The following is a 17,194-nucleotide window of genomic DNA, read 5'->3' as shown; positions in this document are numbered from 1 at the left end:
AGGTTACGCGCCTGAACCGAGCGCTCCCTAATCGTGTGGCCGGGACCACACCAGCAGGCCTACTGGTTCGGCGGTCGCACCCCTGGCTGGGAGAAGATGCGCACATGCCCATCTTCAAGCGTCGCAGGCGGATCGTGGTGGACGCCGACCCGATCGGCGCGTTCTGGTCCTGGTGGTCCGGTACCGGCGCCACGACGGTCGCGGACGCCGTCGCGCGCCGGCAGCCGGCCGACGCGAACGCGATGCTGAACGAGCGGATCGCCCGCATCCACCCGGACCTGGAGTGGGAGCTCGGTCCCGGGCTGCACGCCGAGCACGTGCTGATCGTCACCGCGGCCGGCAACCCGGCCCAGCGCGCGGTCGCCCGCCGCTGGCTGCGGGCCGCACCGCCGTCGGACCAGCTCTGGGAGTACGCGGACCTGCGCCGCCCGGGGCCGGCGGTGACGATCCAGTTCGACGGCCTTCCGCCGGTCGCGATCGACGAATCGGTAGTGTCTATCGACCCGGATTCGGCGTCGGTGCATGTCGGCGTACATCACCCGGTCTTCGAGTCCTTGCCGGTGGATGCGCAGCGGCGGGTGACCTTCCTGATCCTCGATCTGGTGCTCGGCGAGGAGATGGTGGAGACCTGGGTCGGCGCGATCGACCCGTTGGCGCAGGCACCCGCGGGCGCCGTACCCGTCCAGGAGCTGCTGCCCGCGGTGGCCGGTTTCGCCGCCGAACACACGCTCGACGACGGCAGCCCGGCGTGGAAGATGCTGGAGGGTACCCGGGACGGTCAGCGCGTGATCGCCACCGCCGAGTACCCACTCCGCTCGATCCGCCGGCCGCACCTCGACACGCATGTGGCGGTTTCCATCCAGTACCCCTTGGTCCGCGACGACGGTCTGCCCGAGTCCGAGATGCTCGACGAGCTCCGCGCCTTCGAGGACCACCTGACCGACCGCCTGGGCGGCTCCGGCAACCTCCTGGCCCATGAGACCTCGGCCGGCACTCGAATCCTGCACTACTACGTCGACAGCACCACCCCCGCCGACGCCCAGCTGCAAGCCGCCACCACCGGCTGGCCGCACGGAAAAGTGACCCTGGTCACCACCCCCGACCCCGCCTGGCAGAACGTCACCCACCTCTCCAGCTAGCCGCGGCCGCCGGGTTCCTGTGCGAATCTGGTGGCGGTGCAACCTGGGCGATTCGGCTTTCCGTCTTGGGGGTGAGATGGAGAGTGGAGGCTCGGATGGCGGAGCGGGACCGGGAGTACGTCGAGTTCGTCGAGGTGGCGGGTGCGTCGTTGCGGCGGACGGCGTTCTTGGTGTCGGGTGATCGGCATCGGGCGGACGACATCGTCCAGGACGCGCTGTACAAGCTGTATCTGGCCTGGCCGAAGGTGCGGCGAGTGGGGAATCCGCTGGCCTACGCCCGCCGGATGGTGGTGAATGCGGCGTACGACGGTGGCCGGCGCCCCTGGCGGCGCGAGGTGGCGATCGCCGAGGTACCCGACCGGATGGTTCCGGACGACTTCGCCCACGGTCACGCCGAGCGGGACGAGGTACTGGCGGCACTCAAGTCACTCGGGCCGCGGCAACGTGCCTGCGTGGTGCTGCGGTACTACGAGGACCTGTCGATCGAACAGACCGCGGAAATCCTCGGCTGCTCGCAAGGCACCGTGAAAAGCCAGGCAGCCCGTGGCCTCGACACTCTCCGACGGGCCATCGACCTCCGGCGAACCGGCCGGGCGGCGCTGTGAAGGAGAACGAGATGGAAGACACACGTGAGGTCAGCGCCGAGCTGCACCGGCTGGCCGAAAGCGAACCACTGCAACCCGTCGACAGCGCGCAGGCGCTGGCCCGGGGCCGTCGCGGCCGGCGCCGCCGGACGTTCATCGGCGCGGGCGGAGCGGTCGCCGGCGTCGCGGCGGTCGCGCTCGCCGTCACCGTCCTGCCGAACCTGACCTCGGCCGGCCGGCAACCGAGCGTCGCCGGCCAGAGCCAGGCGCAGAACTCGGACTTCAGCGCGGTACCGGGCGTCCCGCGCGGCGAGGCGGGCGCCGACCAGCGGGTCTCCTACGACGAGGCGCAACGCCGGTGTTCGCTGCGGAATCCGGACGAGAAGCGGCCGCTGGAGAAACATGCCGGTACGTACCGCACCGGCCGGATGGCGATGTACAAGGTCGCGAACGGCGAGCGGTTCAACCGGTGCATCGTCCCCGGTGGTGACAAGCCGTCGGCCGAGCTGGTCGCGGCGGCGGCCAAGGATCCGGTGCCGACGAGCGTCGCCGGCAAGTTGCGGAACTGCTCGGTGCTGTCCTGGGTCGACCTGACCAAGTGGCAGGTGGTGGCCTCCGACCAGTCGAAGGATCGCGGCACCGGTGTCGTGGTCGCCGTCTCACCGTCGGGCACGAAGGTGGTCGACTGTGACCTGTCTGCGAACAAACGGCCGCTGGCCGAGCTGGACCGGACGACGGCGTTCACCACCCTGACCAAGCTCGGCGGGGACGACCCGACGCTGGAGCCGGCCGCCAAGGCCAAGCGCGCGAACATGTACGCCGGCGCCGGCGGCAGCGGGGCGTGCACCGCGGGCGTCTGCAAGGGATACGGGATGACCGCCTGGGGCCGGGTCGCGTCGACGACCGCGACCACAGTCCAGGTGCACCTGGGCAAGGCTCGCCCCTACGTGGTCCCGGTCGGGCAGGGCGGCTGGTTCGCGCTCGTGTACCGGACCACCGCTTCGCACAAGCAGGGCACCTACCCGAAGATCCAGGCGTACGACAAGAACGGAAAGGTCGTCCAGACCTTCAGCTGAAACTGACCCCGAGCCGGCGCGCCCTCCAGCGAGGGTGCGCCGGCTTCACGCGGTGCGGCGTTTCAGTGTTGCGGCGCCGAGGCCGAGGGCGGCGAGGATGAAGGCGAGGACGACCAAGGCGTCACCACCTGTGCCCGTTGTGAAGCCGTTGCCCTTGGCAACTCCCAGGACGGCGTCGACGGCGTAGGACAGTGGGAGCACGTCGCTGACCGCGTGCAGTACACCCGGCAACTGGTCGCGCGGTACGAGCAGCCCGCAGAGCAGGATTTGCGGGATCATCACGGCCGGCATCAGCTGTACGGCCTGGAACTCGGTCGCCGCGAAAGCGCTCGCGAACAAACCGAGCGCCGCGCCCAGTACGCCATCGAGTACCGCGACCACCCCGAGTTGCCAGGCGGCGCCCTGGATCTGCAAGTCCAGCAGATAAAGGGCAATCGACACCACCACCAGCGCCTGCACAACGGCGATCAGCGCGAAGGCGAGCGCGTACCCGAGCAGGAAATCCAGCTTTGCCATCGGCATCGTGAACAACCGCGACAAGGTCCCGCTGGACCGCTCCCGCAGCGTCGCCACCGAGGTCACGACGAACATGATGATCGACGGAAACACCGCCAGCAGCGGTCCGCCGACCCGGTTGAAGGTGTTCGGCGAGTCGGTGAACATCCAGTACATCAGGCTGACCAGCAACGCCGGCAGCACGATCAGCATCGCCACGGTACGACGGTCCCGGCGCAACTGCGCCAGCACCCGGGCCGCGACCGCGAACGTCACCCGCGGAGTCATCGTGCACCTGCCTTCCGGTCGATCAGCGTGAGGAACGCCTGCTCGATGTCGCCGGTACCGGCCGAGGCGAGCAGTCCGTCTGGCGTGTCGTCGGCGAGCAACTCCCCCTCCCGCATCAGCAACAACCGATCGCAGCGCGACGCCTCGTCCATGACGTGACTGGACACCAGCAACGTCGAGCCGGCGTCGGCCAACTCGTGGAAAAGATTCCAGAGATCACGCCGGAGCACGGGATCCAGCCCGACCGTTGGTTCATCCAACACCAACAGCTCAGGGTTGCCGAGCAGCGCGGCCGCGAGGGAGGCCCGCGAACGCTGGCCGCCGGACAGCTGGTCGACCCGGGCGTCAGCGTGCGTCATCAGGTCGACCGCCTCGATCACCCGTTGCACATCCGTCGAGTCGACCCCGAGCACCGCGGCGAAGAAGCGCAGGTTCTCGGTCACGGTCAGGTCGCCGTACACGCTCGGCTCCTGGGTCACGTACCCGATCCGGTCGCGCAGCCTCGGCGCGCCGGCCGGATGCCCGAGCACCGACACGTCGCCGGTGACCCGCGCCTGCAGGCCGACGATCGCCCGGATCAGCGTCGTCTTGCCACAGCCGGACGGCCCGAGCAGCCCGGTCACCGTCCCGGCCCGGAGATCGAAGCCGACCCCGTGCAGCACCTCCCGGCCGCCGCGGACGACGACCACGTCCCGGCAGCTCACGGCGTTTTTCATCATATGATGAATTTAGCGCTCGGAACGTCCACTGGCAACAACGAGGTCAGTTGACGGCGTACCCCGTGGCGGCACTCAGCGCACCCAGCTCGGGATCGCCGTACCGCGCCCGCAGCGCCCCGAACGCGGCCACCTTGTCCGCACCGAACCGCGCCACCTCCGTCGCGTACGTAGCCCCCGACAGGAACACCGGCGGCGTCCGCTTGCTGTGGAACTTGTCGGCATAAAGGACAAGTTCTTCCTCAGGAGTCGACGGTACGTAGTCGGCGACCGGGATCGGCAGTCCTTGCCGCACCACGTCCTCCCGGGTGATCCCGACCCCGGTGTGACAGGACGCGAACCGGCACAGCTCGACCGGATAGCCGATCGACGCGAGCAGTTCATGGCCGAGTACGCCATGCCGGATGTACGGCGCGGAGTCCAGCCGGTACACGCCGATGTCGTGCAGCAGCGCGCCCGCCCGGACGAGGTCGGTGTCGATATCCAGCCCACCGAAGAACTGCTCCGCCACCGAGCACACCAACTGACAGTGCTCGGACACGATCTCGTACGCGGCGCGGCTCGGCGCGTACTCGCGGTGCAGGGCGCGGATCTCGCCGTCGGTCGGTACCCGCATCAGCCGTCGATGTACTGCTGGATCGCGGGCGCGAGGTGGTCGATCAACGGACCCAGCTCCGTCGAGGCGACCGGCTCGAGCCCGGCCACGTACCGGGTCAGCGCGACGCCGATCAGGTGACTGGCGATCAGGCTGACCCGGAGCTTGGCGTCCGGCGGCCCGACAAACTGCGCCACCGGCTCGAGAATCATCCTGGTGATCCCCTCGCGCATCGTCCGCGCCACCTCGTCACTGGTGACCACGCTGCGCAGCATCGCCTTCATCCGCTGCTGCCCGTCGTCCGACTCCCAGAGGCCGAGGAAGACCGTCACGATCCGGCGGCCGAGCTCCGGGCGCGGGCCGTCGACGATCCGGGCCGCCACCTGCCGCGGGTCCATCGGCAGCGCCATCGCCTCGATGAACAGCTCGTCCTTGCCGCCGAAGTAGTGGTGCACCAGCGCCGCGTCCACGCCGGCCTGGCGGGCTACGGCGCGCAGAGAGGTGGCCGCGAATCCCTTCTCCGCAAAGGTTTCCCGGGCCGCCTTGACGATCTCGCCGCGGGTGTCAGGACCGCCCGGGCGACGGCCGGGTGACCGGCGGGGTGGTGACCGGCGAGCGGTGGTCACGGAGCCAGCTCCGAGACCACTCCGTCCGGGGTGACGGCGAACGGGGTCCGGCGGGAGGACTTGCGGACGAAGTGCTTGCGGGTGAACTCGAGCGACTCGACCAGGTCGATCTCGCGCTCGGAACGGCTGGTCGCGCGCCGGGTGTTGATCTCGATGATGATGTGGCCGCGGAAGTCCTGGGTGGCAAGCGTCGACAGCAGCTCCGCGGCACGTTGCGTACCGCGACCCGGCACCAGGTGCTCGTCCTTCGCGGAGCCGGTGCCGTCGGTCAGGTGGACGTGCGTGAGGCTCTTGCCCATTGTCGCGGCCAGCTCGACGCAGTCCTGTTCCGCGGTGGACGCGTGCGACAGGTCGAGCGTGGTGTGCGCGTACGTCTGCTCGGTCGGGTCCCAGCTCGGCGCGTACGCCTGCAGGCCCTTGCCCGGCGCCCGCCACGGGTACATGTTCTCGACCGCCAGCGTCACGCCGGTCTCGGCCTCGAGCCGGGCGATCCCCTCGACGAATCCGCGCGCGTAGTCCCGCTGCCAGCGGAACGGCGGGTGCACGACGACCACGTCGGCACCGAGCTCCTTGGCCGCCTCGGCGCTGCGCTCGAGCTTGCTCCACGGGTCGGTGCCCCAGACCCGCTGCATGATCAGCAGGGTCGGCGCGTGGATCGCCAGCACCGGCAGCTGGTGGTAGTCGATCAGCCGCTGGATCGCGTCGATCTGGGTACTCAGCGGGTCGATCCCGATCATCACCTCGACCCCGTCGTACCCGAGGCGCGCCGCGAGCTCGAACCCGCTGGCGGTGGACTCCGGGTACACGGAGGCGGTGGACAGGCCGATCTTCGCGGTCGTACGGGGGTTCATTCGCTCACCGGGGTTGCAGCTGGTCGAGCCGGGACAGGATGACGCCTTCGCGCAGGGCCCACGGGCAGACCTCGAGCGCGGGCAGGTCGAAGAGGTCCATCACGGCGTCCGCGACCAGGGCACCGGCGGTCAGCTGGAACGCGCGGCCGGCCGACACCCCGGGCAGCGCGGCGCGCTCGGCGGCCGTCATCGTGGTCAGCTTCGGAATCCACTCGTTCAGGTCGTCCCGGTTCAGCAGCCGCGGCACGTACGGCCCGTCGGCGGACGGTGCCGCGCCGGCGATCCGGGCCAACGAGCGGAAGGTCTTGCTGGTGGCGACCGAACGCTGCGGCTTGCCGGCCCGCAGGATCGGGCCTGCGACGGCGGCCAGCTCCATCCGGATCCGGCGGCGCAACGCGCGGACCTCGTCCTTGTCCGGCGGGTCCGCGGTCAGGCCCTCCCGGGTCAGCCGGCCGGCACCGAGCTGGACCGACTCCGCGACCGTGGGCTGCTCGTCCGACCCGGCCGCGATCTCCAGCGAGCCGCCACCGATGTCGAACACGCACAGCCGGCCGGACGACCAGCCGAACCACCGGCGGACGGCCAGGAAGGTCAGCCGGGCCTCGTCCTCGCCGCTGAGCACCTCCAGCGTCACGTCGGTTTCCTTGTGTACCCGGGCCAGCACCTTCTCGCCGTTCGGTGCCTCGCGGAGCGCCGAGGTGGCGAACGACAGCACCGACTCGCAGCCCTTGTCCTCGGCCAGCGCGACCGCTTCCTTGACGAACTCGACCAGCCCGTCCGCACCGGACTCGTCGATCCGGCCGTCGGTGTCCAGGTGCTCGGCCAGCCGCAGCTCGGTCTTGTGCGAGTACGCCGGCAGCGGCGCGGCACCACGATGCGCGTCCACCACGAGCAGGTGGACGGTGTTTGATCCCACGTCGAGTACGCCGAGCCGCATACCCTCACGCTACTGGACAATCGGATACCGGCCCCCATCAGCGCTTTTCCGGAGTCTCCGTTCACGGTTGTGGGGCTGCGGCGCGTACGCTTTCGGGGTGCCTGAGGTTTCTCTCGACTTTCCCCGTGCCTGGGTCGAGTTCGTCGACCCCGACGACGCCGATCAGGTGTTCCGTTGTGACCTGACCTGGCTGACGTCCAACTGGTCCTGCATCTTCGGCGGTGGTTGCCAGGGGATCTACAAGGGCCGCCCGAACGACGGCTGCTGCACGCTCGGGGCGCACTTCTCCGACGAGGACGACGAGAAGCGGGTGAAGAAGTACGTCAAGGAGCTCGGCAAGGAGGACTGGCAGTTCCGCAAGGAAGGCCGGGCAGGAGGCTGGGTCGAGACCGACGACGACGGTGACCGCAAGACCCGGGTCTGGGAGGGTGCCTGCATCTTCCTGAACCGCCCGGGCTTCGAAGGCGGCGCCGGCTGCGCGCTGCACGGGCTGGCGCTGAAGCGCGGCGTGCACTTCGTCGAGACCAAGCCGGACGTCTGCTGGCAACTGCCGATCCGGCGTACGTTCCGTGACGTGGAGCGGCCGGACGGGACGTCGTACACCGAGGTCGGCATCGGCGAGTACGACCGCCGCGGCTGGGGTCCCGGCGGGCACGACCTGGACTGGTACTGCACCGGCAACACCGAGGCGCACATCGCCGTCGAACCGGTGTACGAGTCGAGCAAGGTCGAGCTGCAGACCCTGATGGGCCTCAAGGCGTACGACGTCCTCGCCGAACTGTGCCGCCAGCACCTGGAAGCCGTACACCCGTTGTTGCCGCATCCAGCCTCGAAGTAGCTGACGACACACCCCCGCCCCGCTTTTGTCGGTGGGGAGCGCAAGAATGGCTGGCATGCGTCTGGATCATCTGTCGTACGCGTGCGGACCGGATGGGTGCGCAGCCACGCTCGAGCGGCTTTCGGAGCTGCTCGGGGCGGAGTTCGTGGATGGTGGGGTGCACCCGCGGTTCGGGACCGTCAACCACATCCTGCCGCTGGAGAACGACCGGTACATCGAGGTCGTCGACGTGCTCGATCACCCGGCGTCGGACAAGGCGCCGTTCGGGCAGGCGGTGCGGGCCCGGAAGGAGCTCGGCGGCGGCTGGCTCGGGTGGGTGGTCGAGGTCACCGACCTGGCCGCGATCGAGCAGCGCCTCGGCCGGCAGGCCGTACCGGGGAACCGGCACCGCCCGGACGGGGTGAACCTGACCTGGCGGCAGCTCGGCGTGAAGGGCCTGATCGCGGACCCGCAACTGCCGTTCTTCGTGCACTGGGACGACCTGAGCCAGCACCCGTCGATCGGCGGCAAGGACATCAAGCTGACCGCGCTCGAGATCGCCGGCGACCCGGCCCGGGTGACGGACTGGATCGGCCACCCGGCCGACCACCTGCTGGACGACCTGGACGTCGCCTGGGTCGGCCCCAACGGCCAGCCCGGCCTCGTCGCCGCCGTCTTCAACACCCCGAACGGCGTCGTCCGGCTCTAGAGCTTCTCGAGGTCCGTCAGTGCGGTCTCGAGGTGGCCGAGCATGCGTTGCAGGTGGGGTACGGTGCGGCGGCAACCGACCAGGCCGAAGTGGAGCTGGTGGTCGTAGCTGGTCACGCTGATGTTCAGCGCCTGGCCGTTCAGCACGATGCTCGCCGGATACATGCCGAGCAGGCGCGAGCGGTTCCAGTACAGCGGGCTCTCGCGGGGGCCGGGTACGTTCGAGATGACCACGTTGTACGGGGGTGGCGTCAGGCCCGCGACCCCGGGAAGTACCGCGGCGGGGCCGGCGACGCCGAAGCCGAGCGCGCCGACGATCAGGTTCTGTAACGGGGTCAGACCGGACAGCACGCTCTTGCCGTGCGCGGTGGACGCCATGATCCGGCGGATCCGGCGCTCCGGATCGGCCTCGTCGGTGGCCAGGTCGGCGATCAGCGTGGCAAGCGAGTTGCCGCCACCGGGCGCACTCTCCCTGTCTCGAAGTGAGACTGGGACCATCGCGGTCAGCGCCTTGTCCGGCAGCGCGTTCAGCTCCAGCAGATAGTTGCGCAAGGCCCCTGAACACATCGCCAGCAAAACGTCGTTCAGCGTCGCGCCAGTGATCGCCCGGACCTTCTCCAGCCGCTCGATCGGCCACGACTGCGCCGCGAACCGCCGCGCCCCCGTCACCCCTCGATTGAGGACCGTCCGCGGCGCCTGAAACGGCATGGTCGCCTGTACGAGCCCCTTGATACCGGCGAGCGGCAGGCCGGCCGCCTCCACAACTGTCTTGAGTATGTCTGTAGGCATTCGTGTGATTGTGGGCAGCCATCCATTCCCGGACCGCGGGTCTGCAGGTTCCGGCGGTAGCGCGTACGTGGCGGGCATGCCGGTGCGGTTGGGGTCGGTGGTGAGGGTGTTCTGCATCCAGCGGAGGGCGGTGACGCCGTCGATCATCGAGTGGTGGATCTTGCTGTAGACCGCGAACCGGCGGCCCTCGACGCCGTCGATCAGGTGCATCTCCCAGAGCGGGCGGTGCCGGTCCAGCAGCGTGCCGTGCATCCGGCTGGTGAGCTCGAACAGTTCCCGCACCCGCCCCGGCCGCGGCAGCGCCGACAACCGCACGTGGTACTCGAGGTCGATCGCAGCGTCCTGTTCCCACGACCAGTAACCAAGGTCCTGCACCCGGTTGCGGACCCGCCGGGCGAACAGCGGATTCACCTCGTGCGCCGCGATCAGCTCGTGGTACAGCCGGGAGACGAAGTCCCGCGAGCTCTCCGGAAACACCTGGTCGCGGCCGGCGCCTTCGGGCAGTTCGAAGAGCATCAGCCCGCCGACGTGCATCGGCTGTTCGCGGCTCTCGCCACCCAGGAACATGGCGTCCAGCGGCCCGACAGCGGTCATCGCACCATCGTCGCCGCCGGACCCGAAGCCCGTCTACACCTCCCGGCGAGGCTTCACCGAGCGTTTCCGCGGACCCGTTCATCGATCTGCCTTCCCCGTCAGGTTCATGAGAGGGTTTGCCCGTGACAAGCCAGCGGACGACCCTGCGAGTACTGGTGGCGAGCAATGCGCTCGGAGGGGTCGCGACGGCGAGCGGGTTCGCGGTGGCGGCGCTGCTCGCGGAGAACGTGTCCGGTTCCACCTCACTGGCCGGCCTGGTCGCCACCTCCACCACGCTCGGCGCGGCCGTCCTGGCCGTACCGCTGGCCGGGCTGGCCCGCTCCCACGGCCGGCGGGTGTCACTGTCGCTCGGCTACCTGATCGCGTTCGCGGGCGCCGCGCTCACGATCGTGGCGGCGCAGCTCGGTTCACTGGCGTTGCTGCTTGCCGCCGGTTGTCTCTTCGGTAGCGGCTCCGCCTCGAACCTGCAGTCCCGGTACGCCGCCACGGACGCCGCCGAACCGAGCCGGATCGCCCGTTCACTCGGCCTGGTCGTCTGGGCCACCACGATCGGCGTCATCGTCGGCCCGAACCTCACCGGCGTCGGCGGCTCGGTCGGTTCGTCGCTCGGCATCCTCACGCTGGCCGGCCCGTACGTGTTCTCGGTGGTCGCCTTCGGTCTGAGTGCAGCCACCGTCTGGGTGGGCATGCGCAGTCAGGTACGCCCGGAGAAGGTCGAACGGCAGCCGCTGGCAGCGACGTTTCGCCTGGTCGTGGGCATCCCGCACGCCCGGCTCGGCCTGCTGGCGATCGCGACCGCGCATGCGGTGATGGTCGGCGTGATGTCGATGACCTCGGTGCACCTGCGGCACCACGGCGCTTCGCTGACGATCGTCGGCTTCGTCATCAGTGGCCACGTAGCCGGCATGTACGCGCTGTCGCCGCTGACCGGCTGGCTGGCCGACCGGCTCGGCCGCATCCCGACCATCGGCATCGGTCTCGGCATCCTCGCCATCGCGATGACCATCGCCGCAGTTGCTCCGGACGACGCGCACGTACTGACCGGTCTCGCGCTGTTCACGCTCGGTCTCGGCTGGTCGGCCTGTCTGGTCGCCGGGTCGACGCTGCTGTCCCGGTCGGTCCCCGATGACATCCGTACCTCGGCGCAGGGCCTGTCCGACCTGACGATGGGCATCCTGGCTTCCCTTTCGGGCACAGCTGCCGGTCCGGTGCTGGCGTACCTCGGCTTCCACTGGCTGGCGATCTTCTGCGGCCTTCTGCTGATCCCGGTCGCCGTCCTGGCCGCCACCACGAAGCAGGCCCTGGTTAGGGTTTAGCGCTGTGAGCATCGCGGACGGCGGGATTCCGAGCCCGAACATCTGGCACCACCCCAAGGTGTACGAGCTGGAGAACCGGGCGGTCGACCCGGACGGCGTGATCGAGCCGGCCATGCGGGCGATCCGGGACTGGGCCGGCGCGACCGTACTGGACATCGGCTGCGGGACGGGCTTCCACCTGCCGATGTTCGCCGCGACGGCCGCACAGGTGATCGGCGTGGAGCCGCACGGTGCGCTGGCGGAAGCAGCACGACGGCGTACGCGGGCGCTGCCGAATGTCGAAGTACGGCAAGGTACCGCGCAGCGGCTGCCCGTACCGGATGCTTCGGTGGACGTGATGCATGCGCGCTGGGCGTACTTCTTCGGTCCGGGGTGTGAGCCTGGGCTGGCCGAGCTGGATCGGGTCATGCGCCACGGCGGTACCGCGTTCGTGATCGACAACGACGGCAGCCGGTCGACGTTCGGCGAGTGGTTCAGCGCTTCGTACCCGATGATCAAGGCGCCCGAGGTGGAGCGGTTCTGGGCGGATCGTGGCTGGCACCGTACGCCGCTGGACATGGGCTGGCGGTTCGGGAGCCGGGCGGACCTGGAAGCGGTGGTGAAGATCGAGTTCACCCCCGCGGACGCGCGCCGCATCCTCGCCTCGCACCAGGGCGTTGAAGTCGACTACGCGATCAACCTGTGGAGCCGGACCTATTAGCTACGGGCGACACTCGGTGCGCCTGCGCGGCGACCTCAGGTGCTCATAGGGTTGACGAACCACTGGACGGGGAGTTCCTGGGAGGCGCCAGCCACGGATGGACGGTCTGCTGCTCGAACGCGTACCAGGGCTGCCGGAGCGGCTCCGGATCGATGTAGGTGAGCAGCGTGCCGTGGTGGTTCCCCATGCCACCGACCGCCGCCGGCTGGCCGATGTAGTCACCGGGCTGGAGGAGCCGCCACGCGGTGCACTCGTGCTGCCGGGCGGACCGGTGCGCCTGGTACCGGCTGAAGGCGGACTGCTCCCCCACCTGACTGTGCTGGGCAACGTGATCCACGGGCACCGTGCTACGCATCCAGTCACCCGCCAGGCCGCCAAGGAAGAGAGTCTGGTCAAGGCGGTCGGCTGCGGCCTCGAAGACGTACTGGACCGCTACCCACACGAGATCACCCCTGGTCGTCGCCGGTTGGCCGGTGTGGCCCGTGCACTCGGCGCGTACCCGCGGGTGATCGTGCTGGAGGATGCGAACGGTCTACCTACCTGGGGATCGCTCCTGTCGATCCGGCCGAACCCTGACCTCGCCGCGGCGGCTCTCCTGCTCATTACCACCAGTGCGGCGCGTACGACGGGATTCACCGATGCCGACTAGCCGGAGAGCGTTCCTGGGTACTGCAGCGACTCTCCTACTCGCCGGCTGTTCGAGTGACGTACTTGGGCTGCGCCGGGCGGTGCGGGTAGCAGTGAGTTGGAGTGGCGAGGAGCTGCGGGCGTTCCACCAGGTGCTGAATGGGCTGGGCAAGCTGGAGTACCCGGTTGAAGTCGTACCGCTCGGCGACGACATCTCTACTGCCTTCGGTGCCCGCTCCACCCGTCGTCCGGATGTGGTGATGCTGCCGCAGCCCGGTCTCGTACCGCGTCATTTGGCGGATCTGGAGCCGATGCCGGATGACCTGGCCGCACTCGGCAGGGCCCGGTTGTGGAAGGAGCTGCTGGTCCACGACGGCACCACGTACGGTGTGCCCTTCAAGACAGCGCACAAGTCGGCGATCTGGTACCGGCCATCGGTGTTCAAGCAGGTCGGAGTACAACCGCCACGGCTGTGGAGCGAGTGGCTGACACTGAACCAGACCCTGCAAGAAGCGGGTACTACACCGCTCGCGCTGGCAGCAGGTGATGGCTGGGTACTCACCGACTTCCTGGAGAACGTGCTGCTCGGTACAGCGCCTAGTACCTACATAGGACTGGCCAACGCGACCAATCCGCGCCCCTCCGAACATCCACAGTTTGCCGCGGCACTCCGGTCGCTGGGGACGATGTGGGCGGCTCCTGGTGCGCTTGCAGGTGGGGTGAACGAGTCACTCGTACAGCAGTTCCCGGATGCACTGATCGAGGTGTTCGGGCATCGGAGAGCGGCCATGGTATTGGCGTCTGACTTCGCTGAACCGGTGGTGCGCTCGTTCGCCGCGGATCCCAATGACATCGGGCTGTTCACGTTTCCACCGATGACGTCTCGAGCTGCAGCACCGGTGGTCGTCGGTGGAGATGTGATGGTGCTGCAGAAACCGACCTCCGTCGAAGCGCGTGACCTCGTACGCCGCTTGTCCGCACCGAACGCGGCGGATCCGTGGATCGCGGACGGCGGCTTCCTGGTCGATGGGCGTACGACGGGCTACTCCCCCGAGTTGACCATGCTCGCCGAACAGCTGACCCGGCCTGGTGGGCAGTTGCAGTTCGACCTGTCCGACCGGCTCGGGCGGATCGGTGACATCAACGGCTTGTGGCGCGTGCTGACCGACTTCCTGATCGAGGTCGGCGGCCGGGGCGTGGACGCGGTACCGCAGGCGGTCGACGACGTGATCACCGCGATGCGGAAGGTGGAGGAGGACTGATGGGCCTGCAGACCAACCGTCTGTCCCTCGAGGTCGCCGGCCGCGAGATCACCGGTCGACCGGTACCCGGCAGACCACGCCGCCCGGCTGGGCCGTACCTACTGGGACTGCCGGCACTGCTGCTGAGCTGCCTGCTGCTGGTGCCGATCGGTGTAACGGTGGTGACCGCGTTCCGGACGAAGCACGGCTTCGGGCTGCAGAACTTCGCGGTGATGGGTGATCCGGCCGCACTGCATGCTGTCGGCAACAGTCTGCTCTGGGTGCTGGTTGCCTTCGGCATCGTCGCAGTCGGGTTCTTCCTTGCTCTGTTGAGTTATCGGCTGCCCGCGGTAACGACACTGCTGCAACCGGCGCTGGTAGTGCCGTTCGCTGTGTCCGTGCTGGTGTCCGGTGCGACGTTCCGGTTGATCTTCGACCCGACAGCGGAACGCGGGACAGTCACTGCGGTCTGGACCTGGCTGTTCGGTTCCAGTCCGGTCTGGCTTGGTCCGGGACTGTTCTGGCTGGTGCTGGTGTCCGCGTTCGGTTGGACCTGGCTCGGGTACGTCGTGTCGCTCTTCCGCGCCGGTCTGGACGCGATACCGGACGATGTGAGTCGCACGATCACCGCCGAGGGCGTACGTGGGTGGCGGCGGCTGCGTGCACTGGAGATCCCACTGCTCCGACCGATCACCGGTGTAGTCACGCTGACAGTGGTGATCGCCGCAGTACGCGTCTTCGACCTGGTGCTCATCGTCGTACCCGGCTCGATGCAGCGATCCGCTGACGTACTTGGGCTGAACTGGTGGCGGGCAACCGCGAGCGGCGACGACACCGGTCGTACAGCGGCACTCGGTGTCGTACTGTTCGCGATCGTCGCCGCAGTAGGGCTGATCGGCGTACGCGGATTGCGCAGGCGGCGTTGGGCGATGCCCGTCACCGTCGTACGCCCGGATCCCTTGCTGACCAGGCCAAAACCGAGTAGACGGGTACGGCGGTACGGCTGGCTCATCGGCTTTGTCGTAGCACTGGTGTGGGTCTTCCCGGCTGTCGTACTCGTTGCCACCGCACTGCACTCACCACGGGAAGCAGGCGTACGCGGTTGGTGGTCGCTGTCCGGTCTGGGGTTCTCGTCCTTCGTAGCGGCGGCGAATGTCGGGTTGTTCCGCGCACTGCTGTCGACCCTGATCATCGCGGCCGCCGCTACCGCAGTGCTGCTGGTGATTGCAGTACCGACGGCGTACCTGGTCTCGTGGGGCGGACTGCCGACCCGACTCGGCCGGTTCGTGATGGCGGTGTTCGTAGTGCTGGCCGTGACTCCAGTACAGATGTACGCCGCTCCACTTCGCGATGCGATCGACTCCGCCGGACTGGCCGGCTCTCGGATCGCGCTGGCGCTCGTACATGCGGCAGCCGGTCTTCCGTTCGCTGTGTTGCTGCTGCGATCCGCCTTTGCTTCTGCTCCACCTGCGTTGGTACCGGAGGCGCTACAAGGACCGGTGCGGCAAAGTGCGGTGCTGGCGACCGTACAGCGGACGTTCCGCCCCGCACTGATTGCTGTTGCGGTGCTGGAGTTCGCACTGGTGTGGAACGACTTCATCGTCGGCTTCCTGATCAGTGGACCGGGTACGACTCCGCTGTCACTGGTGTTGTGGGGTGAGGCGCGCCAGTTCTCCGCATCAAGTGGACCAGTGGCAGCTGCTGCGGTAGTCGCGTCAGTAGTACCTGTCGTACTGATGCTGACGTTCTGGCGGACCGTCGTACGCGGTCTGACGACAGGAAGCCGCCCATGAGCGAGGAGACACCACCGCCACCGGACAAACCGGATGAGCTGTTCCGCGCCCGCGGCTTCCGCTTCATCATCGGTACGGTCGCCTCCGCGCTGCTGACCGGCCTGGCGTCCGAGATGCTCAACCAGAGCCTGGACAGCGGCGGTTGGGTCCAGTGGGTCGGCTTCGGCGTGACCGTACTGCTCGCAGTCATCACAGCCATCCAGTACGGGCCCGTACTGCTCCGCGCCCGGCGCACTGCCCCGGAGAACCCACCCGAACTGCACACGACCGCGGAAGAAGCCGAGCAGTGGATGATCGCACTCGGCTCCGAAGCCGGCGGGATGTCCGCGGCCGAGTGGTACACAGTCAACGAGGAGTGGCTGCACGAGCTGCTGGTCGCCGAGAAGCCCACTGCCGAGACCATCGACGACTTCGCACGCATCTGCGACGCGTTGGAGGCCTGGTACGTACGCCGTGCCGCGCCGAACGACCTACTCCAGCTCAGTGAACTACTGAGTGCGGCAGCCGAGTCATGCGGCCGCCGTGATCTCGCCGAGCTCGGTGCGGCGCGGGCAGCAACGGCGTACCGGATGCTTGGTGATCTGGACACGGCCAGCGTGCGACTGGGCATCTCGGACAACCTCGCCACGCACAGCCGTACGTCCCCTGCACTGACAACCCGGCGCCAGGTGGAGCGGGCACTGCTGCACCTGGCCCGTGCGGATCGCGCACCAGCCGGCAATGACCGCGATGAGGCGGTGCTGAACGCACGCGACCGGCTGGACGACGCACGGCGCAACCGGCCCGGTCCTGACCTGGCGGCCGAGGTGGCGATCGCTATCAACCTCGCAGTGGTCCACCTGTACCAACTGGACGCCGAGACCGCACTGGACCAGCTACGACCTGCTTTCGCGAGGGCAACAGCCGCCGGTGATCTGAGTGGACAGGCGCATGCGCTGGAACTGATGGGCGTGGCCGCGTGGATGCAGCGCAGTGAGCACGAGGCGCGCAGTCGCTGGGAGCACGCCGCTCATCTGTACGCCGAGGTCGACGAACCCGAGGGCCGCGCCCGTTGCCTGCAGCACCTCGGTTCCGCCGAGGTCGCCGACGGCCGGCTGGACGCCGCGCTCGAGTTGCTCGAGGAGAGCGCCCAGCTCCGCACCTCCGACAGCGAGCTCCTGGCCGAATACCTCGACGCCGCCCGCCGAACCGCGAGCCCACCCCTCGTCGCCGCCGACCACCCCGGCCGCACACCGATGACCTGGCTGAAGCGCCGCCTCCGGACCTTCAAACGTTTTGTCGGCGGCCTCACCTAGGTTGTTC

At 68.7% G+C, this 17,194-nt stretch carries 18 protein-coding genes; 11 read left to right on the top strand and 7 right to left on the bottom strand.

Translation table 11 applies throughout. The features are described 5' to 3' along the window. Window positions 1-104 precede the first annotated feature (104 nt). From ABD260_RS02615 to ABD260_RS02605, 3 genes are all read left to right on the top strand, one after another. On the top strand, window positions 105-1,139 hold the full coding sequence (locus tag ABD260_RS02615) for a DUF695 domain-containing protein (protein WP_344231659.1): 1,035 nt from the start codon (window positions 105-107) through the stop codon (window positions 1,137-1,139). Window positions 1,140-1,234: 95 nt separating this feature from the next. Then, on the top strand, window positions 1,235-1,744 hold the full coding sequence (locus ABD260_RS02610; protein ID WP_344231657.1) for a SigE family RNA polymerase sigma factor: 510 nt from the start codon (window positions 1,235-1,237) through the stop codon (window positions 1,742-1,744). A gap of 11 nt (window positions 1,745-1,755) precedes the next feature. Next, the gene (locus ABD260_RS02605) at window positions 1,756-2,799 is read left to right on the top strand and encodes a hypothetical protein (RefSeq protein WP_344231656.1); all 1,044 of its coding nucleotides are present in this window, start codon (window positions 1,756-1,758) and stop codon (window positions 2,797-2,799) included. Between the two features lie 45 nt (window positions 2,800-2,844). Here the strand turns inward: ABD260_RS02605 and ABD260_RS02600 are convergent, their stop codons facing one another. From ABD260_RS02600 to ABD260_RS02575, 6 genes are read right to left on the bottom strand one after another with little or no spacing between them, the layout of a single operon-like run. Continuing rightward, window positions 2,845-3,582, bottom strand: a complete 738-nt coding sequence (locus ABD260_RS02600; RefSeq protein ID WP_344231655.1) for an ABC transporter permease — start codon at window positions 3,580-3,582, stop codon at window positions 2,845-2,847. Further along, window positions 3,579-4,301: an ABC transporter ATP-binding protein gene (locus tag ABD260_RS02595; protein WP_344231654.1), complete on the bottom strand. Its 723-nt coding sequence runs from the start codon at window positions 4,299-4,301 to the stop codon at window positions 3,579-3,581. The genes ABD260_RS02600 and ABD260_RS02595 overlap by 4 nt, the downstream gene beginning before the upstream one ends. 43 nt (window positions 4,302-4,344) lie before the next feature. After that, window positions 4,345-4,914, bottom strand: coding sequence for an HDIG domain-containing metalloprotein (locus tag ABD260_RS02590; RefSeq protein ID WP_344231653.1), 570 nt, complete (start codon window positions 4,912-4,914; stop codon window positions 4,345-4,347). Then, the gene (locus ABD260_RS02585; protein WP_344231652.1) at window positions 4,914-5,519 is read right to left on the bottom strand and encodes a TetR/AcrR family transcriptional regulator; all 606 of its coding nucleotides are present in this window, start codon (window positions 5,517-5,519) and stop codon (window positions 4,914-4,916) included. The genes ABD260_RS02590 and ABD260_RS02585 overlap by 1 nt, the downstream gene beginning before the upstream one ends. Further along, on the bottom strand, window positions 5,516-6,370 hold the full coding sequence (locus tag ABD260_RS02580) for a sugar phosphate isomerase/epimerase family protein (protein WP_344231651.1): 855 nt from the start codon (window positions 6,368-6,370) through the stop codon (window positions 5,516-5,518). The genes ABD260_RS02585 and ABD260_RS02580 overlap by 4 nt, the downstream gene beginning before the upstream one ends. A gap of 4 nt (window positions 6,371-6,374) precedes the next feature. Beyond that, window positions 6,375-7,307, bottom strand: coding sequence for a Ppx/GppA family phosphatase (locus ABD260_RS02575; RefSeq protein ID WP_184839986.1), 933 nt, complete (start codon window positions 7,305-7,307; stop codon window positions 6,375-6,377). Between the two features lie 97 nt (window positions 7,308-7,404). Between ABD260_RS02575 and ABD260_RS02570 the strand changes: the two genes are divergently transcribed. Both ABD260_RS02570 and ABD260_RS02565 read left to right on the top strand, forming a co-directional pair. Continuing rightward, on the top strand, window positions 7,405-8,145 hold the full coding sequence (locus ABD260_RS02570; RefSeq protein ID WP_344231650.1) for a DUF3109 family protein: 741 nt from the start codon (window positions 7,405-7,407) through the stop codon (window positions 8,143-8,145). Between the two features lie 55 nt (window positions 8,146-8,200). Next, the gene (locus ABD260_RS02565) at window positions 8,201-8,833 is read left to right on the top strand and encodes a VOC family protein (RefSeq protein WP_184839981.1); all 633 of its coding nucleotides are present in this window, start codon (window positions 8,201-8,203) and stop codon (window positions 8,831-8,833) included. On the opposite strand, the gene ABD260_RS02560 is transcribed toward ABD260_RS02565, so the two are convergent. After that, window positions 8,830-10,215: a WS/DGAT/MGAT family O-acyltransferase gene (locus ABD260_RS02560; protein ID WP_344231649.1), complete on the bottom strand. Its 1,386-nt coding sequence runs from the start codon at window positions 10,213-10,215 to the stop codon at window positions 8,830-8,832. The genes ABD260_RS02565 and ABD260_RS02560 overlap by 4 nt on opposite strands. Window positions 10,216-10,337: 122 nt before the next feature. Here ABD260_RS02560 and ABD260_RS02555 point away from each other — a divergent pair, with 122 nt between their 5' ends. The 6 genes from ABD260_RS02555 (at window position 10,338) to ABD260_RS02530 (ending at window position 17,187) form a co-directional block, all read left to right on the top strand. Then, window positions 10,338-11,531 (top strand): MFS transporter, encoded by a 1,194-nt coding sequence (locus tag ABD260_RS02555; RefSeq protein ID WP_344231648.1) that lies wholly within the window; start codon window positions 10,338-10,340, stop codon window positions 11,529-11,531. A 4-nt stretch (window positions 11,532-11,535) separates the two neighbouring features. Continuing rightward, window positions 11,536-12,231, top strand: coding sequence for a class I SAM-dependent methyltransferase (locus ABD260_RS02550; RefSeq protein WP_344231647.1), 696 nt, complete (start codon window positions 11,536-11,538; stop codon window positions 12,229-12,231). Window positions 12,232-12,328: 97 nt separating this feature from the next. Then, entirely contained in the window at window positions 12,329-12,880 is a 552-nt protein-coding gene (locus tag ABD260_RS02545) for a P-loop NTPase family protein (RefSeq protein WP_344231646.1), read from the top strand. Next, window positions 12,870-14,120, top strand: coding sequence for an ABC transporter substrate-binding protein (locus ABD260_RS02540; RefSeq protein WP_344231645.1), 1,251 nt, complete (start codon window positions 12,870-12,872; stop codon window positions 14,118-14,120). Before ABD260_RS02545 ends, ABD260_RS02540 begins: the two co-directional genes overlap by 11 nt. Further along, window positions 14,120-15,892: an ABC transporter permease subunit gene (locus ABD260_RS02535; protein WP_344231644.1), complete on the top strand. Its 1,773-nt coding sequence runs from the start codon at window positions 14,120-14,122 to the stop codon at window positions 15,890-15,892. Before ABD260_RS02540 ends, ABD260_RS02535 begins: the two co-directional genes overlap by 1 nt. Further along, window positions 15,889-17,187 (top strand): tetratricopeptide repeat protein, encoded by a 1,299-nt coding sequence (locus ABD260_RS02530; RefSeq protein WP_344231643.1) that lies wholly within the window; start codon window positions 15,889-15,891, stop codon window positions 17,185-17,187. The genes ABD260_RS02535 and ABD260_RS02530 overlap by 4 nt, the downstream gene beginning before the upstream one ends. Window positions 17,188-17,194 lie beyond the last annotated feature (7 nt).

The sequence above is a fragment of the Kribbella hippodromi genome (assembly GCF_039531045.1).
In the GTDB taxonomy this organism is placed as follows: domain Bacteria; phylum Actinomycetota; class Actinomycetes; order Propionibacteriales; family Kribbellaceae; genus Kribbella; species Kribbella hippodromi.
The sequence above is the reverse complement of the archived record's forward strand: the minus strand, read 5'-3'. Positions and strand labels throughout refer to the sequence as shown.